Raw genomic sequence first — 26,581 nt, forward strand, 5'->3', positions numbered from 1 at the left:
AACCCCACCCGAAGAACCCCCTCACCCGGATACCCGCTCCGGGCCGTACAAGATCCGTAACCCGCGGGTGGGTACACACCGGCCGTGCGGTTAGGCTCAATGACATGTATGCCTGGCCCGCTTCTGAGGTCCCCGCCCTGCCCGGCAAGGGCCGCGACCTTCGGATTCACGACACCGCGACCGGAGGGTCCGTCACCCTCACCCCCGGTCCCGTCGCCCGTATCTACGTCTGCGGCATCACGCCGTACGACGCGACCCACCTGGGTCACGCGGCGACCTACAACGCGTTCGACCTCGTCCAGCGCGTGTGGCTCGACACCAAGCGCCAGGTTCACTATGTGCAGAACGTGACGGACATCGACGATCCGCTGCTGGAGCGGGCCGTACGGGACGGCCGGGACTGGACCGAACTGGCGGAGCGCGAGACCGCGCTGTTCCGCGAGGACATGACCGCTCTGCGGATGCTCCCCCCGCGGCACTACATCGGCGCCGTCGAGTCGATACCGGGCATCGTCCCCCTCGTCGAGCGTCTGAGGGACGCGGGAGCCGCGTACGAACTCGACGGCGATGTGTACTTCTCCGTGGAGAGCGACCCGCGGTTCGGCGAGGTCTCGCACCTCGACGCGGAGGCCATGCGCCTGCTGTCCGCCGAGCGCGGCGGGGACCCGGAGCGCCCGGGCAAGAAGAACCCGGTCGACCCCATGCTGTGGATGGCGGCCCGCGAGGGCGAGCCCAGCTGGGACGGCGGCAGCCTCGGCCCCGGCCGGCCGGGCTGGCACATCGAGTGTGTGGCCATCGCGCTGGACCATCTCGGCATGGGCTTCGACGTCCAGGGCGGCGGCTCGGACCTCGTCTTCCCGCACCACGAGATGGGTGCGTCGCACGCCCAGGTCCTCACCGGCGAGCACCCGTTCGCCCGGGCGTACGTCCATGCGGGAATGGTCGCCCTCGACGGCGAGAAGATGTCGAAGTCCAAGGGCAACCTGGTCTTCGTCTCCCGGCTGCGCCACGACGGCGTCGATCCGGCCGCCATCCGGCTCGCGCTGCTCTCCCACCACTACCGCGCCGACTGGGAGTGGACCGACCGGATCCTCCAGGACGCGGTGGACCGGCTCGGGCGGTGGCGCGCTGCCGTCTCGCGTCCCGACGGCCCGTCCGCCGACGCCCTGATCGAGGAGATCCGCGACGCCCTCGCCGACGATCTCGACGCCCCCGCCGCTCTCGCCGCCGTGGACCGCTGGGTCGCCGGGCAGGAGGCTCAGGGAGGCACGGACGAGGGAGCGCCCGGTCTGGTCTCCCGGGGCGTCGACGCCCTGCTGGGCGTGGCGCTGTAGGGCAACGCGCCCCCACCGGCGTCCCCGGCGGGCACGGCGGGCACGGCCACCGGCGGTACGGCGATCAGTGCTACGGCGACCTGTGGTACGGCCACCGGCGGCACGGATATCAGCGAACGGATATCAGCGATACGAGAACGGCTGACAGCGGTACGAGAAGGGGCGGTGCCGGAAGTTCCGGTACCGCCCCACCGCTCTTCACCGCCGTCCGCTCCTCGTCACTCCTCGGGGGAAGACGGGCCGGAGGGGGAGTCCCCCTCGTCGTCGTCCGCTTCGTGCTCAGGCCCGGGCTCCCGCTCCGGCTCCGAACGCGGCGGCTTCGACGGCTTGTTCAGCCCGCTCGCGGGATCCCGCAGATACGAGCCTCCGGGGCCTCCCGACGACGCCAGGTCCCCGCCCTCGGTCGCCACTCCGGGGCCGGGGCCTCCCGGACCGCCGTGACCGGTGCCCGGACCGCCGTCCCGGCGCCGGAGATACCGCTCGAACTCGCGGGCGATCGCCTCTCCGGACGCCTCGGGAAGCTCCGCGGTGTCCCGCGCCTCCTCCAGCGTCTGTACGTACTCCGCGACCTCGCTGTCCTCGGCGGCCAGTTGGTCCACTCCCAGCTGCCACGCCCGCGCGTCCTCGGGCAGTTCGCCGAGCGGGATGCGCAGCCCGATCAGATCCTCCAGCCGGTTGAGCAGCGCCAGCGTCGCCTTGGGATTCGGCGGCTGGGAGACATAGTGCGGAACCGCGGCCCACAGGCTCACCGCGGGCACCCCCGCGTGGGTGCAGGCCTCCTGGAGGATGCCGACGATCCCGGTCGGCCCCTCGTACCGCGTCTCCTCCAGATCCATGGTCCGGGCCAGGTCGGAGTCCGAGGTGACCCCACTGACCGGCACCGGGCGGGTGTGCGGGGTGTCCCCGAGCAGCGCGCCGAGGATCACCACCATCTCCACGCCCAGTTCATGGGCGAAGCCCAGGATCTCGTTGCAGAACGACCGCCACCGCATGGACGGCTCGATGCCCCGCACCAGGACCAGGTCCCGGGGGTTGTCCCCGCCGACGCGGACCACGGAGAGCCGGGTCGTGGGCCAGGTGATCTTCCGTACTCCGCCGTCCAGGAACACCGTGGGCCGGTTGACCTGGAAGTCGTAGTAGTCCTCGGCGTCGAGCGCCGCGAACACCTCGCCCTTCCATTCCCGGTCCAGATGCGCGACCGCGGTGGAGGCGGCGTCGCCGGCGTCGTTCCAGCCCTCGAACGCGGCCACCATGACCGGGTCGATCAGCTCGGGTACCCCCTCGAGCTCGATCACCCAGTGCCTCCTTCCGAAGTTCCCTGTTCGTACGCCCCAACCTTACGGCTTACGGGCCATCCCGCCGCAGCCCCGGTGCACGGCCGGGTGAACTTCGGCTGCCCGATGCAGGCACCGGTCAACCGTCCTGATCGATCGAAGATTCATCCGAGCTGTCATCAGGATTCCGGGTCACTTCCGTGCCCGGAGGGGCCTACCCCGAGTGGATGGACGCCATACATCGGATGACCAAGAGGTCGGATGTTCTGTCCGAGGCGTGGCCGACGGGTGGCCCTGAGGACGTTCGGCGGGCGACGGGCCCGTGGTCGCGAGCCGGTGCGGCAGGGGCGGCCGGACTGTTCCTGTGGACGTTCCTGCGGCCCGGCCCGCTGCTGATCTCCCGCGAAGCGGCAGCCGCCGCGCCGCCCGGGCCCGCAGACGCGCCGCCCGGCGAGGCACCGGCGGCAGCGCACCGGCCGCGGACGCGCCGCGCGCCGACCGGCGCGGAGTGATCACGGGCGCGGCCGTGAGGTCCGCAGCCGGCTCGTGAAGATCGGGATCACGACCATGACCGCGGTCCATAGGGCGGCCCCCCGACACAGCACCCCGACCGCGGGGCCGGTCATCGGACCGCACCTCGGCGCGATGCGTCTGTCGTCGCCGCTGTCCGGCCGTCCCGTCGGCAAGGCCGGGGGACCGCCCACCGCCGCCCTGCCCGCGCCGTGCTCTTCGCGGCGGCGCTCACCGCCTTCCTCGGCACGCCGGATCCGTCGGTGCCGCCGCCCGTCGCCCTCGTCCTGCCGGGCATCGGCTGGAACCCGGGCTTCATCAGCGGCTCGGCTGGAACCCCGGCCTCGTCAGCGGCTCGGCCGTGCTCACCGACGCGCTGCCCGCCGCCATCCGCGCCCCGGCCCGGGGGACGGTGGACGTGGGCGTCCCGATCGCGGGGAGCCCACCGGGGGCATCGCCTCGGCCCGGTGGTCGCGCCGGGCGGCTACGACCCGCAGACGCTCGGGGGCGGGCCGCTGATCCTCACCCTGGTACCGCAGGTCGCCCTGAGGCGCGCCGCGGAGCGCGAGACCCTCCGGGGACGGGCGTAGGGGCCGTCCCGTGGTCCGCCGCCGATCACGGGACCGCGCGTAGCCACTGCTCGGCACCGGCGATATGGACCGTCGCCCACGACCGGGCCGCCTCGGCGTCCCGGTCGCGCAGGGCCCCCAGAATCGCCCGGTGCTCACGCAGCGTACGGCCGATCGCGTCCTGGGGGTCCGGCCCGCTCCACACCCGCGCCCGGGTGGCCGGGCCCGACAGACCCTCCAGCAGCGAGCACAGCACCGCGTTGCCCGACGCCCGTGCGATCCCCCGGTGGAACTCCAGGTCCGCCGCGGCCAGTTCCTCCACCGGGGGATCGGACCCGAGGGCGTCCAGCCGGCCGGTCAGCGCGTCCAGTTCGTCCTCGCCGATCCGGGCGGCGGCCATCGCCGTAGCCGCGGGCTCCAGGATCCGGCGTACGGCGAGGAACTCCCGCGCGCTGTCGTCCCGGTGGAAGTCCACGGCGAAACTCAGCGCCCCCAGCAGCAGCTGTGGATCGAGGCTGGTGACATAGGTGCCGTCGCCCTGGCGGACGTCCAGGATCCGGATCAGCGACAGCGCGCGTACGGCCTCGCGGAGCGAATTGCGCGACAGGCCCAGCGCGGCGGCGAGCTCGCTCTCCCTGGGGAGCCGGTCACCGGGACGCAGCTCACCCGAGACGATCATGGACTTGATCTTCTCGATCGCCTCGTCGGTGACTGCCACGGCGGCCCGCCCTCGATTCATCCGATGTCTGCTGCTGACCGAGGGTACAGCGTGGGCGGCCCCGGGGAGCCGCCCACGTCAGCGGGGTTGCCGGGCCGTCAGGAGCGGCGGTCCAGCAGATCGGTGACCTTCTCGCGGATCCCGTCGGTCGCGAGCCCCCGGATCGTGAGTGTCGTACGGCGGCGCAGCACGTCGTCCGCCGTGTGCGCCCACTCCTGGTCCCGCGCGTAGACGACCTGCGCCCAGATCTCGGGCGCGTCCGGGTGGACGCGCGCGCCGAGCGCCGGATCCTCCCGGACCATCCGCGCGATGTCGAAGGCGAGCGAGCCGTAGTGGGTGGCCAGATGACGTGCGGTGTCCGGCGCCATCCGCGGCCCGGGGGATTCGCCGCCGGCCAGCAGCCGGTGCTCCACCGCCCTCGGATTGGCCATCCCCGGCAGCGGCGGCTTCCGGGGCAGCCGGGACACCGGCTCCATACCGTCGGCGAGCGGCCTCCCGGGCAGTACGGCCAGCTTGTTCAGCACCGTACGGCCGATATGACGGAACGTCGTCCACTTCCCGCCCGCCACGGACAGCATGCCGCCGGGCCCCTCGGTCACCACCGTCTCCCGCCGGGCCTTCGAGGTGTCACCGGGGCCGCCGGGCAGCACCCGCAGCCCCGCGAAGGAGTACGTGATCAGCTCCCGGGACAGCTGCCGGTCCCGCACCGAGTACGCGGCCTCGTCCAGGATCTGCGCGATGTCCTTCTCGGTGACCGCGACCTCGCCGGGATCGCCCTCGTACTCCTCGTCCGTGGTCCCCAGCAGCAGCATGTCCTCCCAGGGGAGGGCGAAGGTGATCCGGTACCGGTCGATCGGGGTCGCCAGTGCCGCCCGCCACGGCGAGGTGCGCCTGAGCACCAGATGGGCGCCCTTGGACAGCCGGATCGACGGGTCCGCGCCCGGGTCCTCCATCCGGCGCAGCCGGTCCACCCAGGGGCCGGTGGCGTTGAGCACGAGCCGGGCGCCGACCCCGAACTCCGTACCGTCGGCCCGGTCCCTCAGCTCCGCGCCCGTCACCCGGCCGCCGGTGAACCGCAGCCCGGTGACCTCGGCGTGGTTGAGGACGTCCGCGCCCGCCGCGACGGCGGCCCGTACCGTCATCAGCGCCATCCGGGCGTCGTTCATCTGGTCGTCCCCGTACACGGCGACGGCCCGCAGACCGTCCGTACGCAGTTCGGGTACGTCGCGCCGCGCCTTCGCCGGGCCGATCACATGGCCGACGCCGTCACCGAAGGCGGAGAGCGCCGAGTACGCGAACACTCCCGCGCCGAGCTTCGCCGCGCCGTGCGGTCCGCCCTTGTAGACGGGCAGATAGAACCTGAGCGGGTTCGCGAGATGGGGAGCCACCTCGCGGGAGAGGGCGCGGCGCTCGAAGTGGTTCTCCGCGACCAGCTTCACCGCGCCCGTCTGGAGGTAGCGCAGACCGCCGTGGAGGAGCTTGGAGGAGGCGGAGGACGTGGCACCGGCGAAGTCGCCGGCGTCGACCAGAGCCACCCGCAGCCCGGACTGCGCGGCGTGCCAGGCGGTGGAGATGCCCAGGATGCCGCCGCCGACGACCAGCAGGTCGTACGTCACCCGGGAGAGCAGCTCCCGGGTCTCGGCGCGGCCCGGCAGACAGCCGGAGGCCGGGTGCGTCCCACGGGCCGGGACGCGTTGCGGGGTGGTCATGGTGCGGACTCCTCGTCAGTTTTCCTCGTCGAGCCAGCCCATGGTCCGTTCCACGGCCTTGAGCCAGCTCTTGTACTCCCGTTCGCGCCGGTCGCCGTCCATGCGCGGGGTCCATTCCGCCGCCCGGCGCCAGTTGGCGCGCAGGGCGTCGGTGTCCGGCCAGAAGCCGACGGCGAGTCCGGCGGCGTAGGCGGCGCCGAGACAGGTGGTCTCGGCGACCATCGGGCGTACGACCGGTGCGTCCAGGAAGTCCGAGAGGGTCTGCATCAGCAGATTGTTCGAGGTCATACCGCCGTCGACCTTGAGGGCGGTCAGCTCGACGCCGGAGTCCTTCGTCATGGCGTCGGTGATCTCCCGGGTCTGCCAGGCGGTCGCCTCCAGCACGGCGCGTGCGATATGCGCCTTGGTGACATAGCGGGTGAGACCGGCGATCACCCCGCGGGCGTCGGAGCGCCAGTAGGGGGCGAACAGTCCGGAGAACGCGGGTACGAAGTACGCGCCGCCGTTGTCCTCCACCGACAGTGCCAGGGTCTCGATCTCGGCCGCGGAGTTGATCAGGCCCATCTGGTCGCGCATCCACTGCACCAGCGAACCGGTGACGGCGATCGACCCCTCCAGGGCGTACACAGCCTTCTCGTCGCCGATGCGGTAGCCGACCGTGGTGAGCAGCCCGTTGTACGAGTTGACGGGGGTTCCGCCGGTGTTCATCAGCATGAAGGTGCCGGTGCCGTACGTGGACTTGGCCTCGCCCCTGGAGAAACACGTCTGGCCGAAGAGGGCGGCCTGCTGGTCGCCGAGCGCGGACGCCACGGGGATCCCGTCCAGCACCCCGCCCCTGGCGGTGCCGTACACCTCGGCGGAGGAGCGGATCTCCGGCAGCACGGCGGCCGGGATCTCCATGGAACTGAGGATCTTGGGATCCCACTGCATGGTGTGCAGATTCATCAGCATGGTGCGGGAGGCGTTGGTGACATCGGTGACGTGCACGCCGCCGTCGGTGCCCCCGGTCAGATTCCAGATGACCCAGGAGTCCATCGTCCCGAAGAGGATCTCGCCGCGCTCGGCGCGCTCACGCAGCCCCTCGACGTTGTCCAGCAGCCAGCGGACCTTGGGCCCGGCGAAGTAGCTGGCGAGCGGGAGTCCGGTCTCGCGGCGGAAACGGTCCTGGCCGACATTGCGGCCCAGCTCCTTGCAGAGGGCGTCGGTACGGGTGTCCTGCCAGACGAGGGCGTTGTGGACGGGTTCACCGGTGCTGCGGTCCCAGAGCAGGGTGGTCTCGCGCTGGTTGGTGATGCCGATGGCCTTCACATCGGCCGCCGTGATGCCCGCCTTGCGCACGGCGCCCGCGACGACCTCCTGGACATTGACCCAGATCTCGGTGGCGTTGTGCTCCACCCAGCCGGGCTTCGGGAAGATCTGCTCGTGTTCCTTCTGGTCGACGGAGACGATCCGCCCGTCCCGGTCGAAGACGATGCAGCGGCTGGACGTGGTGCCCTGGTCGATGGCGGCGATGAACGGTCCATGCCCGCGGGAGAGAGGGCCGTCGGTGTGCGCTTCGGTCACGGTGTGCTCCTGCTCGGGTCGGGTGGGGCTGCGGCTGTACCTGTCATACCTGTGCTTCCCGCGGAACCGCCCGTGAGGCGTACGGCGTACGGGCGCATCGGGTTCAGACGAACGCGAGGTCGTAGATACCCGCGGCGAGGGCTCCGCCGGCCAGCGGGCCCACCACGGGGATCCAGGCGTATCCCCAGTCGGAGCCGCCCTTGTTCGGCAGCGGCAGCAGGGCGTGCACGATCCGGGGGCCCAGATCGCGGGCCGGGTTGATCGCGTACCCCGTCGGTCCGCCCAGCGAGAGGCCGATGCCGACGACGACGAACGCGGTGATCAGGCCGCCGAGGGTGCTCAGGCCCTTGCCGTCGTCGTTGAGCCCCTGGGTGAGCACGGCGAGGACCAGCACGGCGGTACCGATGATCTCGGTGGCGAGGTTCTGCCAGACGACACGGATCTCGGGGCCGGTGGAGAAGATGCCCAGCACGGGTCCGGCGCCGCCGTTGTGCGCGCCCTCGATGGGCATGTCCGCCTTGTCGCCGATGATCTCCCGGTCCGTGAGATGGGCGCGGAACTGCCCGTAGTACGCCACCCAGACCAGCGTCGCGCCGATCATCGCGCCGAGGAGCTGGCCGGCGAGGTAGACGGGAACGTCCGACCAGGACTCGTCCTTGATGGCGATGCCGAGGGTGACGGCGGGGTTGAGATGGGCGCCGGAGAGGGCGGCGGTCATATAGACGGCTGTCATGACGGCGAAGCCCCAGCCGAAGGTGATGGCGAGCCAGCCGGCGCCGCGCGCCTTGGAGTTCTTCAGTGACACGGCGGCCACGACGCCGCCGCCGAGCAGGATGAGTACGGCTGTTCCGATGGTCTCGCCGATGAAGATGTCGGAGCTGGACACCGCGACTCCTTTGTCCTTGGTCCAGGGATGGCGATTCCCCGGCTCCCGCCGGGGGATCGCGCCCTCAACTGAGGGCTTTCCGGCCCTTGGCGCTGTCACACTCTAGCGTGAATTGCCGGAAGGTGTTCGACAATGCCGACCGGTGAACGGCAGTCTTTCTCCGCGCCAACATCACGTCAAGACCTGCACGACCGAAAATTCGATCGCTATCAGATGATGCGACGGAAATGCTGGTTTCGCCCGGTCGGGAGTGTGTGCGGGGCGGGGGAGGTCCGTGGCCGGGTGTACGGAGAGGGCCGGCGAGGACCGGCGCGGTGGCGGGTCATGCGGCCGGGCGGGCGCCGGCGCGGTGGCGGGGCGTGGCGAGGGCGGTCACCCCCGGCGGGCGGGCGTGGAGCCGGGGCGGGCGCGTTCTCGCTCGGAGGGCGGTGCGCCCCTGTGCGGGTCGGCGTGCCCGCCCCGCGGGCGGTGGTGAAGGGGTGCCGGTCGACCGAATCGTGGGCGAGCCGGGAGTCTGGGCCGTGGGGGAGCGGCGCAGGCAGGCTCCGAACCGGTGGACCGGGCCCTGGGGCCGGGTGCCTGCCCGGGGCCGGCGCGGTGTCCGGCCCGGGGGAGTCGCCCACCGCGGATCGGCCGGCTGTCCGGCCCCGACGGCGGGGCTCCTGCTCCGGGCCCGGCCGCCTCGGGGCCGGCTTCCCGGCCCCGTGCCCGCCGTGCCCGGAACGCCGGGCGCCCGCCCCGGTGTTCAGAACCGGCCGGCGCCCAGATCGCGGGAGACCGCCCGCGCACACTCCCGTACGGCCGTGATCAGCGCGGGCCGCAGCTCGGTACCGTCGCAGATCCGCTCGACCGAGCCCGTGATCGCGACCGCCCCCACCGGCATCCGGCGGCGGTCGTGGATGGGCGCGGCCACGGCCGCGACCCCCTCCCAGGTCTCCTCCACATCGGCCGCCCAGCCGCGGGCACGGGTCCCGTCGAGCACCGCCTCGAACTCCTCCAGGTCCGTCACCGTCCGGGGTGTGAAGGACTTGCGGTCGCTCTCCACCGCCTCGGTGTGCGCCACCGGGTCGTACGCCGCCAGGACCTTGCCCAGGGCCGTGGAGTGCAGCGGCTGCATGGCCCCCACCTCCAGGACCTGCCGGCTGTCGTCCGGCCGGAAGACATGGTGGACGACGAGCACTCCGTGCTGGTGCAGCACACCGAGGTGGACGCTCTCGCCGCTGGAGCGCGCCAGGTCGTCCGTCCAGACGAGGGCCCGCGCACGCAGCTCGTGCACATCGAGATAGCTATTGCCGAGCCGCAGCAGCTCGGCCCCCAGCTGATAGCGGCCGGACGCCGGGTCCTGCTCGACGAATCCCTCCGCCTGGAGCGTGCGCAGAATGCCGTGCGCGGTGCCCTTGGCCAGATCCAGCGAGGAGGCGATGTCCGACAGGCCGAGCCGGCGCTCCCCGCCCGCGAGCAGCCGCAGCATCGCGGCCGCGCGCTCGAGAGACTGGATGTTCTTCGCCATCGGATCGGCCCTCTCCACTGCTGTTCGACAATGCTGAACACTATCGGCCGATGTCGACCTGGGTCCCGCCGAGTGAGTATCTCGCGCCGGGGGCTTCACAGAAAACCCACAACGAGAGCCCCCATCGGGGGAGGCGTCGCGAACCCCGTCGCGAGGGCCGGCCCCCGCGACGGCCGGGGGTCCCGGTTCCGGACGCCGGGCGCTCCGGTGAGGGACATGGTGGGGCACCCGTGGCGAGCTCGGGGAGCGCGGGGGGAAGGAGTCCGCCCCGTGGGACAATCTGCCCCGCGGCGCCCCGCCCGGTTACTCTGACTTCGTGCGCCTTCCACCGGAAGCCGCAAAGCCGACAGCCGTCGCAGCCCAGGGAGCCCGTTCATGGCCTCGTCGCCGTCCCCTTCCGTACCGTCCGCCGACAGCCGGACCCGCATCGAAGCACTCCGCGAGGCCCTCGCCACGCGGGTCGTCGTCGCCGACGGGGCGATGGGCACCATGCTCCAGGCCCAGGATCCGACACTGGAGGACTTCCAGGACCTCGAAGGCTGCAACGAGATCCTGAACATCACCCGTCCCGACATCGTGCGGTCCGTCCATTCGGCCTATTTCGAGGTCGGAGTCGACTGCGTCGAGACCAACACCTTCGGTGCCAACTTCGCCGCACTGGCGGAGTACGACATCCCCGAACGCGTCCACGAACTCTCCGAGGCGGGCGCGCGCCTCGCCCGCGAGGCCGCCGACGAGGCCACCGCCGCCACCGGACAGCAGCGCTGGGTCCTCGGCTCGATGGGCCCCGGCACCAAGCTGCCGACGCTCGGCCACGCCCCGTACACCACCCTTCGCGACGCCTACCAGAGCAACGCGGAAGGCATGATCGCGGGCGGTGCCGACGCCCTGATCGTGGAGACCACCCAGGACCTCCTCCAGACCAAGGCCGCCGTCCTCGGCGCCCGCCGCGCCCTCGGGGCCACCGGCGCCGATCTGCCGCTGATCTGCTCGGTCACCGTCGAGACCACCGGCACGATGCTGCTCGGATCCGAGATCGGGGCCGCGCTCACCGCGCTGGAGCCGCTCGGTATCGACATGATCGGGCTCAACTGCGCCACCGGCCCCGCCGAGATGAGCGAGCATCTGCGCTATCTGGCCCGCCACTCCCGTATCCCGCTGTCCTGTATGCCCAACGCGGGGCTGCCCGTCCTCGGCAAGGACGGCGCCCACTACCCCCTGACGGCGGACGAGCTGGCCGACGCCCAGGAGACCTTCGTCCGCGAGTACGGCCTCTCCCTGGTCGGCGGCTGCTGCGGTACGACCCCGGAGCATCTGCGCCGGGTCGTGGAGCGCGTACGGGGAATCGCGCCCACCGAGCGCCGGCCGAGGCCCGAGCCGGGAGCGGCCTCGCTCTACCAGACCGTGCCGTTCCGCCAGGACACCGCGTACATGGCGATCGGGGAGCGGACCAACGCCAATGGATCCAAGAAGTTCCGCGAGGCCATGCTGGAGGGCCGCTGGGACGACTGCGTGGAGCTGGCCCGCGACCAGATCCGCGAGGGCGCGCACATGCTCGACCTGTGCGTCGACTACGTCGGCCGCGACGGCGTCGCCGACATGGAGGAGCTGGCCGGCCGCTTCGCCACCGCCTCCACCCTGCCGATCGTGCTGGACTCCACCGAGGTCGACGTCATCCGCGCCGGCCTGGAGAAGCTGGGCGGCCGGGCCGTCATCAACTCCGTCAACTACGAGGACGGCGACGGCCCCGACTCCCGCTTCGCCAAGGTCACCCGGCTGGCGCAGGAGCACGGCGCAGCCCTGATCGCCCTGACCATCGACGAGGAGGGCCAGGCCCGCTCGGTCGAGCACAAGGTCGCCGTCGCGCAACGGCTCATCGCCGATCTGACCGGCAACTGGGGCATCCACGAGTCCGACATCCTCATCGACACCCTGACCTTCACCATCTGCACGGGCCAGGAGGAGTCCCGCAAGGACGGCGTTCACACCATCGAGGCGATCCGGGAGCTCAAGCGGCGCCACCCCGACGTCCAGACCACCCTCGGCCTCTCCAACATCTCCTTCGGCCTCAACCCGGCCGCCCGGATCCTCCTCAACTCCGTCTTCCTCGACGAGTGCGTCAAGGCCGGTCTGGACTCCGCGATCGTGCACGCGAGCAAGATCCTCCCGATCGCGCGCTTCGACGAGGAGCAGGTCACCACCGCCCTCGACCTCATCCACGACCGCCGCCGGGAGGGCTACGACCCGCTCCAGCGGCTGATGGAGCTGTTCGAGGGCGTCGACACCAAGTCCCTGAAAGCGGGCAAGGCCGAGGAACTGCTGGCCCTGCCGCTGGAGGAGCGGCTGCGGCGCCGGATCGTCGACGGCGAGAAGAACGGCCTGGAGGCCGACCTCGCCGAGGCGCTCGAGGAGCGCCCCGCCCTCGACATCGTCAACGACACCCTCCTGGAGGGCATGAAGGTCGTCGGTGAACTGTTCGGCTCCGGCCAGATGCAGCTGCCGTTCGTCCTCCAGTCCGCCGAGGTGATGAAGATCGCGGTGGCCTGGCTGGAGCCGCACATGGAGAAGGTGGACGGGCCGGGCGGAGCGGGCAAGGGCACCATCGTGCTGGCCACCGTGCGCGGGGACGTCCATGACATCGGCAAGAACCTCGTCGACATCATCCTCTCCAACAACGGCTACAACGTGGTCAATCTGGGCATCAAGCAGCCCGTCTCCGCGATTCTGGAGGCCGCCGAGGAGCACCGGGCGGATGTGATCGGCATGTCCGGCCTGCTGGTGAAGTCCACGGTGATCATGAAGGAGAACCTGGAGGAGCTGAACCAGCGCAAGCTGGCCGCCGAGTACCCGGTCATCCTTGGCGGGGCCGCCCTGACCCGCGCCTATGTGGAGCAGGACCTCCACGAGATCTACGAGGGCGAGGTCCGTTACGCCCGTGACGCCTTCGAGGGACTGCGGCTGATGGACGCCCTGATCTCCGTGAAGCGGGGGGTCCCGGGTGCCACCCTCCCCGAGCTGAAGCAGCGCCGCGTCAGGGCCACGGCCACCGCCGTCACCGAGGAGCGGGCCGGCGAGGAGGCCGAAGGCGCTGTACGCTCCGACGTCGCCGTCGACAACCCCGTCCCCGAGCCGCCGTTCTGGGGCACCCGGGTGATCAAGGGCATCCAGCTGAAGGAGTACGCCTCCTGGCTGGACGAAGGCGCCCTCTTCAAGGGCCAGTGGGGACTGAAGCAGGCCCGCGCCGGCGACGGACCGACGTACGAGGAGCTGGTGGAGACCGAGGGACGGCCCCGGCTGCGCGGTCTGCTGGACCGGCTCCACACCGGCAATCTGCTGGAGGCGGCCGTGGTCTACGGCTACTTCCCCTGTGTCTCCAAGGGCGACGATCTGATCCTGCTCAACGAGGACGGCTCGGAACGCACCCGGTTCTCCTTCCCGCGCCAGCGGCGGGGCCGCCGGCTCTGCCTCGCGGACTTCTTCCGCCCGGAGGAGTCCGGCGAGCGGGATGTCGTGGGGCTCCAGGTGGTCACCGTCGGCTCCAGGATCGGGGAGGCCACCGCCGAGCTGTTCGCCTCGGACTCCTACCGCGACTATCTGGAGCTGCACGGGCTCTCCGTCCAGCTGGCGGAGGCGCTGGCCGAGTACTGGCACGCGCGGGTGCGCGCCGAGCTGGGCTTCGGGGGCGAGGACCCGGCCGACGTCGAGGACATGTTCGCCCTCAAGTACCGGGGCGCGCGGTTCTCGCTCGGCTACGGAGCGTGCCCCGACCTGGAGGACCGGGCGAAGATCGCCGAGCTGCTGGAGCCGGAGCGGATCGGGGTCAAGCTCTCCGAGGAGTTCCAGCTCCACCCGGAGCAGTCCACGGACGCCATCGTGATCCACCACCCCGAGGCGAAGTACTTCAACGCCCGCTGAGGAATGCGCGCGGTGCGGCCGTGACCGCCGGGCGGACCGTGTGATCCAGATCGCACGCCGTCTCGCGCGGTTCCCGGCAGCATCGCCGGACGAGTCGTAGACTGGTCGGTCCAACGCAGGCCGGTCGCCCGTCCCCCTGGGAAAGCCGTGGGGAAAGGCGGCCGGCCTTCTCGTCCCTCACGGAGGTGTGCCGATGACCAGCACGATCCCCGCGTCCCTCACCCGTACGGCCGAGGGCTCGGCACTCCAGGCCGTGCTGCTGGACATGGACGGCACCCTCGTCGACACCGAAGGCTTCTGGTGGGACGCCGAGGTGCGGGTCTTCGCGGAGCTGGGGCACACGCTGGACGAAGCATGGCGGGACGTGGTCGTCGGCGGCCCCATGACGCGCAGCGCCGGTTATCTCATCGAGGTGACGGGCGCCGACATCACCCTGCCCGAGGTGACCGTGCTGCTCAACGACGCCTTCGAGAAGCGCATCAGCCAGGGCGTGCCGCTGATGCCGGGCGCGGAGCGCCTGCTCGCGGAGCTGGCCGACCAGCGGGTGCCCACCGCCCTGGTCTCCGCCTCGCACCGCCGGATCATCGACCGGGTCCTCGGGTCGCTGGGCCCGGAGTACTTCGCGCTCTCCGTCGCGGGCGACGAGGTCCCGCGGACCAAGCCGCACCCGGACCCCTATCTGCTCGCCGCGCGCGGGCTGGGCGCCGAGCCCGCGAGATGCGCCGTCATCGAGGACACGGCCACCGGGGTGGCCGCCGCCGAGGCCGCGGGCTGCCGGGTCGTGGCGGTGCCGTCGGTTGCGCCGATCGCACCTGCGGAGGGCCGGGTCGTCGTGGGCTCCCTCGAAGAAGTGGACCTCGGTTTCCTCCGGGCGCTCATCACCTCGCCGAAGTGATGCGTGTACTGTCCGTGCATCTTGAATGCAAGAGAAAATCCGGCCGTTCCCGGTGAATATCCCATCGGCCCCCGCGTCTTTTCCCTGATCTTTTTCAGCGCCCTTTCGGCGGGGTTTGCCGACGTGACATTCATCACCGCAAACGCTCTGGACGGATGAGTCCAGAGCGGCCCTCGCCCCCGGACAGGGGCGTCCGGGGGTTCTTTGTGTCCGCATTGATGGACCCCTGTACGAAACATTCCGTGGCGCGGTCGGCCACGCAGGGACATATTTGATCACTGAGCGAATACGGCCCAACTCGGGTCCGGTGAAACCGTTATGGGCCCGGTGAAACCTGTCCGGCCGACTCCGACTAATCTCTTCGCGAGTCTTCGCCGCAACACCCGATGCGCCCCGGCGGTCGCGCAACCGCCGTGAAAACAGGGCCGACCGTCCTGCCTCCCGGCCTCTGCGGAACCGCCCCGACCGGGCGGCCCGCGGCGAAGTCTCCCTTGCACGCCGTACCCAGTGCCGGATGAGGAGAACGTCCAGGATGAACCGTAAGACTCTGGTGCTGCCGGCCCTCGCCGGACTGCTCGCCCCCGTACTCGCCGGCTGCGGCGGTTCGACGGGCGGGTCCGGCGGCGATGACACCATTGTCGTGGGCACCACGGACCAGCTCATCGCCGACAGCAAGGGCCCGGCACCGCTCGACCCGGCGTACGCCTACGACACCGGCTCCTGGAACGTGCTCCGCCAGACCGTCCAGACCCTGCTGTACGCCCCGCGCGGCGGCAAGCCCGTGCCGGACGCGGCCAAGTCCTGCGGGTTCACCGACCGGGCCTCCCAGAGCTACCGCTGCACACTCCGCAGCGGGCTGACGTTCTCCGACGGCAGTCCCATCACCGTCGAGGACGTCAAGTTCTCCGTCGAGCGGCTGCTGGCCATCAACGACGACAACGGCGCCGCCGCCCTGCTGTCGAACGTCGACGCCATCGACACCAAGGGCTCCGAGATCGTCTTCCATCTCGCCACCCCGGACGCGACGTTCCCCTTCAAACTGTCCACGCCGGCCGCCGCGATCCTCAGCAAGAAGAAGTACGACGGCCACAGGCTCCGCGCCGGCTTCCAGGTCGACGGCTCGGGCCCGTACACGATGAAGGCCGACACCGAGAAGGGCAAAGCCACCAGGATCGTCTTCTCGAAGAACAAGGCGTACCGGGGCGACGCCCGGCTGCGGAACTCCAAGGTCGTGCTGAGGATCTTCAAGGACTCCAAGGACATGACCGGCGCGCTGGAGAAGGGCGAGATCGACATCGCCACCCGCGAGCTGGCCACGGAACACATCACGGGCATGCTGAACAAGCCCAAGAAGGGCATCGAACTCACCGAACTGCCCGGACTCTCCATCCAGTACCTGGCGTTCAACACGAACGACCCCTCGGTGAAGAACAAGGCCGTCCGCCAGGCGATGGCCTCCGTCATCGACCGCGGCGAGATCGCCGCCAAGGTCTACGGCTCCACCGCCGAGCCCCTGTACTCGCTGATCCCGGCGAACGTCCTCGCGCACAAGAACTCCTTCTACAACCGGTACGGCGATCCCGACCGGAAGAAGGCCGCACGGATCCTGCGGGCGGCGGACATCACCACTCCCGTGAAGGTCACGCTCCACTACGCCGCGGACCGCTACGCGGCCAAGGAGTACGAGGTCATCCGGGACCAGCTGAACGCCACCGGGCTGTTCTCCGTCACGGTCAAGGGCTCCGCGTGGTCCGAGTTCCGCACGGCGGGCAAGCGGGGCGACTACCCCGTCTACGGCCTCGGCTGGGTACCCGACTTCCCCGACCCCGACAACTACATCGCGCCCTTCCTGGAGAAGGACAACTTCCTCGGCTCGCCCTACCGGAGCGACGAGGCACTGGCGCTGATACCCCAGTCGCGCCGCCAGGCCGACCGGGGCGCCGCCATCCGGACCTTCGGCCAGATCCAGGACATCGTCGCGGAGGACGTACCCGTACTGCCGCTGTGGCAGAGCAAGCACTACGTCGCCGCCCGCACCGATGTCACCGGAGTCGAGCGACTCCTCAACGCCAGCGCGGACCTTCAGCTCTGGGAACTGGGCAAAGGCGTGAAGTAGCCGTCAGACGCCACACGGCCGGGCGGCGGCGGGCACCTGCCCGCCACCGCCCGGCCGTGTACGACGGGGGGCCGCCGGGGTTTACTGCGCCCCGGGCCGGACCAGACCGCTCTCGTACGCGTAGACCGCGGCCTGGACACGGTCACGCAGGGACAGCTTGGTCAGCACATGACCCACATGCGTCTTCACGGTCGTCTCGCTGACGAACAGATCCGCGGCGATCTCGGCGTTCGACAGCCCGCGCGCCACGAGCTTCAGCACCTCCACCTCACGCTCGGTCAGCGTGTGCAGAGTGTCCGGAACGGCCTCCTCGCCCGAGGGCAGATGCTCCGCGTACTTGTCGAGGAGCCTGCGGGTGATGCTCGGCGCCAGCATCGCCTCGCCCGCGGCGACCACCCGGATCGCCTGCACCAGCTCATTCGCCGGCGCGTCCTTCAGCAGAAAGCCCGAGGCACCCGCCCGCAGCGCCTCCACCACATACTCATCGAGATCGAACGTCGTCAGCACCAGCACCTTCGCCGGGCCGTCCCGGCCGGGACCGGTGATCTGCCGGGTCGCCTCCACCCCGTCCATCCGGGGCATCCGGATGTCCATCAGCACCACATCGGGCTGAAGCGCGCGCACCTGGTCGAGCGCCTGAAGACCGTCCCCGGCCTCGCCGACGACCGCGATGTCCTGCTCGGCCTCCAGGATCATCCGGAATCCGGTGCGCAACAGCGGCTGGTCATCGACCAGCAGGACGCGAATAGCCACAGGAACTCCTCACATTCAGTCCGGACCCATTCTGCCCTGACCGTCCTCGGACGACCCGCGCGGGGAAACGCTCAGCGGATAGACCGGGGGAGTACCCCCGAATTCCGGGCAGACCGACCGGTGATCGCACCAGCCGCACAGCTTCGTCGGCCGAGGCCGCCAGTCCCCCGACTCGGTCGCCTGCCTGATCGCCTCCCACAGCGCCAGCAGCTTGCGCTCCACCCGCTCCAGATCCTCCGGAACCGGGTCGTACGTCAGCACATCCCCGCTGCCCAGATACACCAGCTGGAGCCGGCGCGGCACCACCCGCTTCAGCCGCCAGATCACCAGCGCGTAGAACTTCATCTGGAACAGCGCGCCCTCGCTGTACTCCGGACGCGGAGCCTTGCCCGTCTTGTAGTCGACGATCCGCACCTCGCCCGTCGGCGCCACATCCACCCGGTCGATCACCCCGCGCAGCCGCAGCCCCGAATCCAGCTCGGTCTCGACGGACATCTCCCGCTCGGCCGGCTCCAGACGCGTCGGATCCTCCAGCGAGAACCACCGCTCCACCAGCGCCTCGGCCTCGCCCAGCCAGCGCGCCAGCCGCTCACCGCCCTCGTCCCCGGCGAAGAGATCCCCCAGCTCGGGCCGGGACTCCAGCAGTCTGTCCCACTGGCCCGGAATCAGTGCCTTCGCCCGCGGCGGCGTCCGCTCCACCGCCGGTGCGTCGAAAAGCCGCTCCAGAACCGCATGCACCAGCGTCCCCCGGGTAGCCGCCTCACTCGGCTTCTCCGGAAGTCTGTCGATCACACGGAACCGGTACAGCAGGGGGCACTGCATGAAATCGCTCGCCCGGGAAGGCGAAAGAGACATGGGCACGGCCCCCGGTGAAGGCTCCTGACTTGTCCTCATGACGCAGACCCTACGGCCCGCCACTGACAGCGAGCGCAATACCATCGACCACAGAGGACCGCGCACTGCATGATCGGACGAGAGATGATCGAGGCAGGGACCGATCGGCGGTCTCGCGACGAAGGGACCCCGTGAACCAGGACGATTCGAGAGGCGAGCGCTCACGCGCGACGTCCGACACGGGGGGAACACCCCCGAAGGACGGCAAGCGGCAGCGCCCCGACGGCCCCGGCGGAGGCATCCTGATGGGCCGCCCCTTCGGCGTGCCCGTATACGTCGCCCCCAGCTGGTTCCTCGTCGCCGCCCTGATCACCTGGGTCTTCGGCGGCCAGCTCAACCGGGTCCTCCCCGAACTCGGCGGGCTCTCCTACCTCGTCTCCCTCTTCTTCGCGGTCGCCTTCTACGCCTCCGTACTCGTCCATGAGCTGGCGCACACCGTCGCCGCGCTCCGCTTCAAACTCCCGGTGCGCCGGATCCAGCTCCAGTTCTTCGGCGGGGTCTCCGAGATCGAGAAGGAGTCCGAGACCCCGGGCCGCGAATTCATCCTGGCCTTCGTCGGGCCGCTGCTCTCGCTCGTCCTCGCGGGCGTCTTCTACCTGAGCATGCAGGCCGTCGAGCCCGGAACCGTACCGGGCGTGCTGCTCGCGGGGCTGATGATCTCCAACCTGATCGTCGCCGTCTTCAATCTGCTGCCCGGTCTGCCGCTGGACGGCGGCCGTATGCTGCGCGCCGTGGTCTGGAAGATCACCGGCAAACCGATGAGCGGCACGGTCGCCGCCGCCTGGGTCGGCAGGGCGCTCGCCGTCTCCGTCCTGATCGGTCTCCCGCTGCTGACGCACACCGGCGCGCTCGGCAACCCCGCGCAGGAGATCGGCGGCATGGAGACCGTGACCGACGCCCTGCTCGCCGCGATCCTCGCCGCGATCATCTGGACCGGGGCCGGAAACAGTCTGCGCATGGCGCGGCTGCGCGAGCACCTCCCCGAACTCCAGGCCCGCACCCTCACCCGCCGCGCGGTCCCCGTGGAGTCCGACACCCCCCTCTCCGAGGCCCTCCGCCGTGCCAACGAGGCCGGTGCCCGGGCCCTCGTCGTCGTCGACGGCCAGGGCAACCCGACCGCCCTGGTCCGTGAGACCGCCATCGTGGGAGTCCCCGAGCACCGCCGCCCCTGGGTCGCGGTGAGCGGACTCGCCCAGGACCTCACCGACGGTATGCGGGTCCCCGCGGACCTCGCGGGCGAACCGCTGCTGGAGACCCTGCGTGCGACCCCGGCCACGGAGTACCTGGTGGTGGAGGACACGGGAGAGATCTACGGCGTCCTCTCGGCGGCGGACGTCGAAAAAGCCTTCGTGGCGGCCATGGCCCGCCCCTCCGGCTAGCCACACCCCTTCCCTTCACCCCGTCTCACCCGTTGTGCCTGGCGGCTGAGTTTCAGGGGGCCTGCGCCCGGGTGCCCCGGGTGGGTGAGCGAACGAGGTCCCGCACCCTTTCCTTTCGCCCGTTGTGCTTGGCGAGTGAGCCGAAGGGGGCCGTGGGTGTCGAAAGGGAGAACGCGCGGAGGCCGCGAGGAACGAGTGGTCGAGCACGATCGACCGTCGACACACACTTCAGGCCCCCGGTGGGGGTCCCCCCGGACGGAGTCTGGGGGAGAACCGAGCCACAAAAAACACCGCGCGTCGGTCACCGTCCGGAGACCCCCCGCCCGGCCCCGGTCCAGCCCGCTCACCCCCGCCCACTGAAGGCCCCCGGTGGGGGTCCCCCGGACTCCGTCCGAGGGAGAACCGAGCCACAAAAGACACTGGTCCCGGCATACCCGCGTGGCCGGTAGGCTGGTCACATGTCCGAACCGACCGGTGCCGCCCGCCGACGCGGGCCCTTCAAGGTCGGGGACCAGGTCCAGCTCACCGACCCCAAGGGACGCCACTACACGTTCACGCTCGAAGCCGGGAAGAACTTCCACACCCACAAGGGTTCCTTCCCGCACGACGAGCTGATCGGTGCTCCCGAGGGCAGTGTTGTCCGAACCACGGGAAACGTCGCCTACCTCGCGCTGCGACCCCTGCTCCCCGACTACGTCCTGTCCATGCCCCGCGGCGCCGCCGTGGTCTACCCCAAGGACGCGGGGCAGATCCTGGCCTTCGCGGACATCTTCGCCGGCGCCCGCGTCGTCGAGGCCGGAGTGGGCTCGGGATCACTGAGCGCCTTCCTGCTGCGCGCCATCGGTGACCACGGCATGCTGCACTCGTACGAGCGGCGCCCGGACTTCGCGGAGATCGCCCAGCAGAACGTGGAGCGCTACTTCGGCGGTCCCCACCCCGCCTGGCAGCTCACGGTCGGCGACCTCCAGGACAATCTGTCCGACGCGGACGTCGACCGGGTCATCCTGGACATGCTGGCGCCCTGGGAGTGCCTGGAGGCCGTCTCCAAGGCGCTCGTGCCGGGCGGGATCCTCTGCTGCTACGTGGCCACCACGACCCAGCTCGCGCGGACCGTGGAGTCCATCCGGGAGATCGGCTGCTTCGCCGAGCCGCAGCCCTGGGAATCGATGATCCGCAACTGGCACGTCGAAGGACTGGCCGTCCGCCCGGACCACCGGATGATCGGCCACACGGGCTTCCTGGTCACCGCGCGTCGGCTGGCCGACGGCGTGGAGCCGCCGATGCGCCGCCGCAGGCCCGCCAAGGGCGCGTACGGTGAGGACTACGAGGGGCCCAACAAGTCCTGACACACGGCCCCGAGGACGCGGTGGCCCGGGACGGCCGCCGCCTGTGAGGGGCTGACGCCGGGACAGGGCCAGGGCGCCGACGTGGAGTTCTCGTTCGCAATCGGGAACTTCGCATCGGCGCCTTCGTGTTGGGCGACCCGAAGTCCGTGACCGTACCGCAAACGTACCCGGGCCCCGCTGTTCCGCCCACCTGTGACGTATGGCACGATGCAAACCTCCCTCCCGCCGCCGACCTCGTGCCGGCACCGCAGTCACAGGAGACTTCCCGCGTGCAGACCTCCGCCGTCCCGGACCTCGCGCACACGCACAACCGCCCCGTGCACTGGCTCGCGACCGCGGCGGCGATGGCCGGGGTCGTCGCCGTGGCGGGGCTGCTCCAGCCCGGGGACGCCACCGCCAGCCAGTCCCCCTCCGGGAAGGCGCCCAAGCCCGGGCGGACGGCCGCCGTGGCTCCCGCGCCCGACCCGGCCGAGGTGGAGCTCCCGCTGGAGTGCGGCGGGGTGCCGGGCCGCGTCGTCCGGACGGTGACCGGCGACCTCGACGGTGACGGCGGCCCCGAAACGGTGGTCGAGGCCCGCTGTGAAGCGGGTTCCGGCACACCGCCGAGCGGGATCTATGTGCTGGCCGGGTCCCGGGACGGCGGCCCCCGCGTGGTGGCCACCCTGCTCGCGACCGCCGACAAGGCCAGCGTGGAGGACATCGCGCTGAGTGACGGGGTGATCGCGGCGACGCTGCTCGGCTACTCCTCGCCCGAGGTGCCCTCGTGCTGCCCCGACCGGCGGGAGCGGGTCAAGTGGCAGTGGCAGGGCGGCAAGTTCGTCCGTACCTCCGGCGAGGCCGGGAGCCAATCCCTCTGAAGAGGGTTGGGTAGAGGAGTGGCATATGCCACAACGGACCCCGCGGTACGGGTCGGATGATCTGCTGAACCGATCCCGCTCGACCTCGTGAACCGGTTCCCGACGGCCCCTGTCGGAAAGTGATCACACCATCACTCGGCGTCCGGGCCGTAGACTTCCACCCTGTCCGAGACGCGACGCACATGGATGCAGTCGCCCGGACACTCCTTCGCGGAGTCCACCACGTCCCTGAGCAGGGGCAGCGGCACCCGGGTCGTCGCCCCCGGATCCTGGAGGAGCTCGTCCTCGGGGCTCTTCACATACGCCAGCCCGTCGATGTCCAGCTCGAACACATCCGGGGCGTACTGCGCACAGATCCCGTCCCCCGTGCAGAGGTCCTGGTCGATCCAGACCTCCAGCTCCTCGGCGCCGTCGGCGGCGCTCCGGGGCGGAACCTCGTGCTGCACGGTCATGTCTCCTGCCGTTTCCCGCGCGGGATACGCGCATCCGGTGAGCCGACGTGAAGCAAGTCGTGCCAGCCCTGACGGGTGTTGAACACTTCGACGATACAACCGCCCGCTTTCGGATGTTGCTGGGTGGGTATTCCCCTGGCGTGAGGGAGAGCGCAAGGGTGAAGATCGGACACGCCCCCACGGTCTTTGTGATCTAGGGGTTTCAATCACCACCCACCCAGGTAGGGTCAGGAAGCGTCCAGCTCCCCTTGGAGGAGGTGAGGACCGTGGCAGCCCACGACGACGACATCAACCGCGGCATCCGGCCGGGGCGGGGGTCTGAAGACCCTGCCGGCCAGGTTGCCTATCTCGAGCAGGAAATCGCCGTCCTGCGCCGCAAGCTCGCCGACTCTCCGCGACACACGAGGATTCTCGAAGAGCGGATCGTCGAGCTACAGACAAACCTGGCCGGCGTGTCCGCGCAGAACGAGCGGCTCGCGAATACGCTCCGTGAGGCCCGCGACCAGATCGTGGCCCTCAAGGAGGAGGTCGACCGGCTCGCGCAGCCGCCGGCCGGATTCGGTGTCTTCCTGCAGGCCAATGAGGACGGCACCTGCGACATCTTCACCGGGGGCCGCAAGCTCCGGGTGAATGTCAGCCCCAGCGTCGAGCTCGACGAGCTCAGGCGCGGCCAGGAGGTCATGCTCAACGAAGCGCTCAATGTGGTCGAGGCCATGCTGTTCGAGCGCGCCGGGGACATCGTCACCCTCAAGGAGATCCTTGAGGACGGCGAGCGTGCCCTGGTGGTCGGGCACACCGACGAGGAGCGGGTGGTACGGCTCGCCGAGCCGCTGCTGGACATCACCATCCGCCCCGGCGACGCCCTGCTGCTGGAGCCGCGCTCCGGGTACGTCTACGAGGTCGTGCCCAAGAGCGAGGTCGAGGAGCTGGTCCTCGAAGAGGTCCCCGACGTCGACTACGACAAGATCGGCGGCCTCGGCGGGCAGATCGAGATGATCCGCGACGCCGTCGAGCTCCCGTACCTCTACCCCGACCTCTTCAAGGAGCACGAACTGCGGCCGCCGAAGGGCATCCTGCTCTACGGCCCGCCGGGCTGCGGCAAGACGCTGATCGCGAAGGCGGTCGCCAACTCCCTTGCCAAGAAGGTCGCCGAGGTGACCGGGCAGCCCGCGGGGAAGAGCTACTTCCTCAATATCAAGGGCCCGGAGCTGCTCAACAAGTACGTCGGCGAGACCGAGCGGCACATCCGCCTCGTCTTCCAGCGTGCCCGTGAGAAGGCCAGTGAGGGCACCCCCGTCATCGTCTTCTTCGACGAGATGGAGTCCCTCTTCCGCACCCGTGGCTCGGGCGTCAGCTCGGACGTGGAGAACACCATCGTTCCGCAGCTCCTCGCCGAGATCGACGGTGTGGAGGGCCTGGAGAACGTGATCGTGATCGGCGCCTCGAACCGCGAGGACATGATCGACCCCGCGATCCTGCGCCCCGGCCGGCTCGATGTGAAGATCAAGATCGAGCGTCCGGACGCGGAGGCGGCGAAGGACATCTTCGCGAAGTATCTGACCGCCTCGCTGCCGCTGCACGCCGACGACCTCTCGGAGCACAACGGCTCCAAGGCCGCCGCGGCCCACGCGATGATCCAGTCCGTGGTCGAGCAGATGTACGCGGAGTCCGAGGAGAACCGCTTCCTGGAGGTCACGTACGCCAACGGTGACAAGGAAGTCCTCTACTTCAAGGACTTCAACTCCGGAGCGATGATCCAGAACATCGTGGACCGGGCCAAGAAGATGGCGATCAAGGCCTTCCTGGACCACAACCAGAAGGGTCTGAGGGTCTCCCACCTCCTCCAGGCGTGCGTGGACGAGTTCAAGGAGAACGAGGACCTGCCCAACACCACCAACCCGGACGACTGGGCCCGGATCTCCGGCAAGAAGGGCGAGCGGATCGTCTTCATCCGTACCCTCGTCACCGGAAAGCAGGGCGCGGACACCGGCCGCTCCATCGACACGGTGGCGAACACCGGACAGTACCTGTAGAGCGCACACCGGCTGCGGACGCCCGGTCCGGGTGTCCGCAGCCGGTGTCTTTCCCCACACGCACAGCCACACCGCATACGCAGAGCCACACCGCAGCAATGACGAAAACGATCTCCCCACCAGCGCAGAGGCGTTCTAGGCTCGTCGGTACCGCCGAGTCGCGCAGTGCGGGGACGGGCACCGCACACGCACCGGAGCAACAGCGGTACTTGAGCGCCGTTCCCGAACGGGAACGCCGCCGGGCAAGGAGGGCCGCATGACCGTACGGCGAGTAATGGGTATCGAGACGGAGTACGGCATCTCCGTCCCGGGGCACCCGAACGCCAATGCCATGCTCACCTCGTCCCAGATCGTCAACGCCTACGCGGCGGCGATGCACCGGGCGCGGCGAGCCCGCTGGGACTTCGAGGAGGAGAATCCGCTGCGCGACGCGCGGGGCTTCGACCTCGCCCGCGAGGCGGCCGACTCCAGCCAGCTCACGGACGAGGACATCGGTCTCGCGAATGTGATCCTCACCAACGGCGCCCGGCTCTACGTCGACCACGCGCACCCCGAGTACAGCTCACCGGAGGTCACCAACCCGCTCGACGCCGTCCTGTGGGACAAGGCCGGGGAGCGGATCATGGCCGAGGCGGCCGAGCGCGCCGCCCAGCTCCCCGGCGCACAGCCCATCCATCTGTACAAGAACAACACCGACAACAAGGGCGCGTCCTACGGCACCCACGAGAACTATCTGATGAAGCGGGAGACCCCCTTCTCGGACATCGTGCGCCATCTGACGCCGTTCTTCGTCTCCCGCCAGGTCGTCACCGGCGCGGGACGGGTCGGAATCGGCCAGGACGGCCATGAGCACGGCTTCCAGATCAGCCAGCGGGCCGACTATTTCGAGGTCGAGGTCGGTCTGGAGACCACGCTGAAGCGCCCCATCATCAATACCCGCGACGAGCCCCACTCCGACGCCGAGAAGTACCGCAGGCTCCATGTGATCATCGGAGACGCGAATCTCTCGGAGATCTCGACCTATCTCAAGCTGGGCACCACCGCACTGGTGCTGTCGATGATCGAGGACGGCTTCATCGCCGTCGATCTCGCGGTCGACCAGCCGGTGCGCACCCTGCACCAGGTCTCGCACGATCCGGGGCTGGAGCGGCTGATCACTCTGCGCAGCGGCCGGACACTCACCGCGGTCCAGCTCCAGATGGAGTACTTCGAGCTGGCCAGGAAGTACGTCGAGGAACGCTTCGGCGCGGACGCCGACGAGCAGACCAAGGACGTCCTGGCCCGCTGGGAGGACACGCTCAACCGTCTGGAGAACGATCCGATGAGCCTGTCGGGCGAGCTGGACTGGATCGCGAAGAAGGAGCTGATGGAGGGCTACCGCAGGCGGGACGGCCTCGACTGGGACGCGGCCCGCCTCCATCTGGTGGACCTCCAGTACGCGGACGTACGGCCCGACAAGGGCCTGTACAACCGTCTGGCGGCCCGCGGGAAGATGAAGCGGCTCCTGGACGAGCAGGACGTCGCACGGGCCGGGACCAAGCCACCGGAGGACACCAGGGCCTACTTCCGGGGCCGGTGCCTGGAGCAGTACGCGGACGACGTGGCCGCGGCCTCCTGGGACTCGGTGATCTTCGATCTGCCGGGCCGTGACTCCCTCCAGCGGGTGCCCACCCTGGAGCCGCTGAGGGGCACGCGCAACCACGTCAAGGAGCTCCTGGACCGCTGCCGGACCGCGGAAGACCTGGTCCGGGTGCTGTCCGGAGGCTAAAAGGCTCCCGTCCGGGAATCATGTCCGGGAATCATGAAGGTGGTCCCCGGACGTTGAGAGAAGTGCGGGGCCGATGTCAGACGCTCCTTGTAGTGTCTGG

At 70.2% G+C, this 26,581-nt stretch carries 19 protein-coding genes; 10 read left to right on the plus strand and 9 right to left on the minus strand.

Annotation, left to right across the window (positions count from 1 at the left end; all coding sequences use genetic code 11):
• The first annotated feature begins 104 nt into the window (after positions 1 to 104).
• Complete coding sequence (gene mshC, locus ACIBCM_RS16185; protein ID WP_399243549.1) at positions 105 to 1,334, plus strand: cysteine--1-D-myo-inosityl 2-amino-2-deoxy-alpha-D-glucopyranoside ligase; 1,230 nt, start codon at positions 105 to 107, stop codon at positions 1,332 to 1,334.
• A 218-nt stretch (positions 1,335 to 1,552) separates the two neighbouring features.
• Here the strand turns inward: mshC and ACIBCM_RS16190 are convergent, their stop codons facing one another.
• Complete coding sequence (locus tag ACIBCM_RS16190; RefSeq protein ID WP_399243550.1) at positions 1,553 to 2,629, minus strand: PAC2 family protein; 1,077 nt, start codon at positions 2,627 to 2,629, stop codon at positions 1,553 to 1,555.
• A gap of 956 nt (positions 2,630 to 3,585) precedes the next feature.
• Here ACIBCM_RS16190 and ACIBCM_RS16195 point away from each other — a divergent pair.
• Positions 3,586 to 3,708 carry a hypothetical protein gene (locus ACIBCM_RS16195; protein WP_399243552.1) on the plus strand — a complete coding sequence of 41 codons (123 nt, stop codon included), beginning with the start codon at positions 3,586 to 3,588 and terminating at the stop codon, positions 3,706 to 3,708.
• A gap of 25 nt (positions 3,709 to 3,733) precedes the next feature.
• Here ACIBCM_RS16195 and ACIBCM_RS16200 read toward each other — a convergent pair whose 3' ends face one another.
• From ACIBCM_RS16200 to ACIBCM_RS16220, 5 genes are all read right to left on the minus strand, one after another.
• The gene (locus ACIBCM_RS16200) at positions 3,734 to 4,405 is read right to left on the minus strand and encodes a FadR/GntR family transcriptional regulator (protein WP_399243554.1); all 672 of its coding nucleotides are present in this window, start codon (positions 4,403 to 4,405) and stop codon (positions 3,734 to 3,736) included.
• 98 nt (positions 4,406 to 4,503) lie between these two features.
• Positions 4,504 to 6,114 (minus strand): FAD-dependent oxidoreductase, encoded by a 1,611-nt coding sequence (locus tag ACIBCM_RS16205; RefSeq protein WP_399243556.1) that lies wholly within the window; start codon positions 6,112 to 6,114, stop codon positions 4,504 to 4,506.
• 15 nt (positions 6,115 to 6,129) lie between these two features.
• Positions 6,130 to 7,677 carry a glycerol kinase GlpK gene (gene glpK / locus ACIBCM_RS16210; protein ID WP_399243558.1) on the minus strand — a complete coding sequence of 516 codons (1,548 nt, stop codon included), beginning with the start codon at positions 7,675 to 7,677 and terminating at the stop codon, positions 6,130 to 6,132.
• Between the two features lie 103 nt (positions 7,678 to 7,780).
• Complete coding sequence (locus ACIBCM_RS16215; protein WP_399243560.1) at positions 7,781 to 8,563, minus strand: MIP/aquaporin family protein; 783 nt, start codon at positions 8,561 to 8,563, stop codon at positions 7,781 to 7,783.
• A gap of 745 nt (positions 8,564 to 9,308) precedes the next feature.
• Complete coding sequence (locus ACIBCM_RS16220; protein ID WP_399243562.1) at positions 9,309 to 10,073, minus strand: IclR family transcriptional regulator; 765 nt, start codon at positions 10,071 to 10,073, stop codon at positions 9,309 to 9,311.
• A 375-nt stretch (positions 10,074 to 10,448) separates the two neighbouring features.
• Here ACIBCM_RS16220 and metH point away from each other — a divergent pair, with 375 nt between their 5' ends.
• The 3 genes from metH (at position 10,449) to ACIBCM_RS16235 (ending at position 16,999) form a co-directional block, all read left to right on the plus strand.
• Complete coding sequence (gene metH, locus ACIBCM_RS16225; RefSeq protein WP_399243563.1) at positions 10,449 to 13,988, plus strand: methionine synthase; 3,540 nt, start codon at positions 10,449 to 10,451, stop codon at positions 13,986 to 13,988.
• Between the two features lie 193 nt (positions 13,989 to 14,181).
• Positions 14,182 to 14,883, plus strand: a complete 702-nt coding sequence (locus tag ACIBCM_RS16230; protein WP_399243565.1) for an HAD family hydrolase — start codon at positions 14,182 to 14,184, stop codon at positions 14,881 to 14,883.
• A 532-nt stretch (positions 14,884 to 15,415) separates the two neighbouring features.
• A complete protein-coding gene (locus ACIBCM_RS16235) occupies positions 15,416 to 16,999 on the plus strand; it encodes an ABC transporter substrate-binding protein (protein ID WP_399243567.1) in 1,584 nt (527 codons plus the stop codon).
• A gap of 81 nt (positions 17,000 to 17,080) precedes the next feature.
• Here the strand turns inward: ACIBCM_RS16235 and ACIBCM_RS16240 are convergent, their stop codons facing one another.
• Entirely contained in the window at positions 17,081 to 17,752 is a 672-nt protein-coding gene (locus ACIBCM_RS16240) for a response regulator (RefSeq protein ID WP_399243569.1), read from the minus strand.
• Positions 17,753 to 17,767: 15 nt separating this feature from the next.
• A complete protein-coding gene (locus tag ACIBCM_RS16245) occupies positions 17,768 to 18,646 on the minus strand; it encodes a RecB family exonuclease (protein ID WP_399243571.1) in 879 nt (292 codons plus the stop codon).
• A 131-nt stretch (positions 18,647 to 18,777) separates the two neighbouring features.
• Between ACIBCM_RS16245 and ACIBCM_RS16250 the strand changes: the two genes are divergently transcribed.
• From ACIBCM_RS16250 to ACIBCM_RS16260, 3 genes are all read left to right on the plus strand, one after another.
• On the plus strand, positions 18,778 to 20,025 hold the full coding sequence (locus tag ACIBCM_RS16250) for a site-2 protease family protein (protein WP_399243573.1): 1,248 nt from the start codon (positions 18,778 to 18,780) through the stop codon (positions 20,023 to 20,025).
• Between the two features lie 458 nt (positions 20,026 to 20,483).
• Positions 20,484 to 21,371, plus strand: coding sequence for a tRNA (adenine-N1)-methyltransferase (locus ACIBCM_RS16255; RefSeq protein WP_389270124.1), 888 nt, complete (start codon positions 20,484 to 20,486; stop codon positions 21,369 to 21,371).
• A gap of 269 nt (positions 21,372 to 21,640) precedes the next feature.
• Positions 21,641 to 22,228 (plus strand): hypothetical protein, encoded by a 588-nt coding sequence (locus ACIBCM_RS16260; protein ID WP_399243575.1) that lies wholly within the window; start codon positions 21,641 to 21,643, stop codon positions 22,226 to 22,228.
• Positions 22,229 to 22,359: 131 nt separating this feature from the next.
• Here the strand turns inward: ACIBCM_RS16260 and ACIBCM_RS16265 are convergent, their stop codons facing one another.
• Entirely contained in the window at positions 22,360 to 22,680 is a 321-nt protein-coding gene (locus ACIBCM_RS16265) for a ferredoxin (protein WP_399243577.1), read from the minus strand.
• 266 nt (positions 22,681 to 22,946) lie between these two features.
• On the opposite strand from ACIBCM_RS16265, the gene arc reads away from it, so the two are divergent.
• A complete protein-coding gene (gene arc / locus ACIBCM_RS16270) occupies positions 22,947 to 24,713 on the plus strand; it encodes a proteasome ATPase (RefSeq protein ID WP_399243579.1) in 1,767 nt (588 codons plus the stop codon).
• A gap of 256 nt (positions 24,714 to 24,969) precedes the next feature.
• Positions 24,970 to 26,481 (plus strand): depupylase/deamidase Dop, encoded by a 1,512-nt coding sequence (gene dop, locus ACIBCM_RS16275; RefSeq protein WP_399243581.1) that lies wholly within the window; start codon positions 24,970 to 24,972, stop codon positions 26,479 to 26,481.
• The last annotated feature ends 100 nt before the right edge of the window (positions 26,482 to 26,581 follow it).

Source organism: Streptomyces sp. NPDC051018 (assembly GCF_044456085.1).
Taxonomy (GTDB): domain Bacteria; phylum Actinomycetota; class Actinomycetes; order Streptomycetales; family Streptomycetaceae; genus Streptomyces.